Below are 401 nucleotides of genomic sequence, written 5' to 3'. Positions count from 1 at the left end.
GCGGGGCCGCGGGAGGCGTGGGGAGGCGCGGGAGGGCTCGGCGGGGCCGCGGGAGGCGTGGGGCGGGGCCGCGGGAGGCGTGGGGAGGGGCCTCGGGAGGCTCGGCGGGGCCTCGGGCTACTCCGCGGCGGGAGTCTCGGGTGCCTCGGCGGCGGGAGTCTCGGGTGCCTCGGCTGCCTCCGCCGCCGGAACGTCGCCCTCGACCGGCTCGTCGCCCACCAGGTTGCGCTCGACATTGCGGGCGATACCGATGATGCGGTCCCCCGACGCGGGCTTGGCGAAGATGACACCCATCGAGTTCTTACCCTTGGCGGGCACGCCCTGGACCGACGAGCGCACCACCTTGCCGGACTCCATGATGACCAGCACCTCGTCGGACTCCTCGACCAGGAGCGCACCCA

Annotated in this window: 1 pseudogene; it reads right to left on the bottom strand. The window is 75.1% G+C overall.

Annotated elements, in window-relative coordinates:
- Positions 1-117: 117 nt before the first annotated feature.
- Positions 118-401, bottom strand: a pseudogene (locus Q0L54_RS09850) (DNA gyrase subunit A); the annotation flags it as partial.

This window comes from Demequina sp., assembly GCF_024642165.1.
In the GTDB taxonomy this organism is placed as follows: Bacteria; Actinomycetota; Actinomycetes; order Actinomycetales; family Demequinaceae; genus Demequina.
The sequence above is the reverse complement of the archived record's forward strand: the minus strand, read 5'-3'. Positions and strand labels throughout refer to the sequence as shown.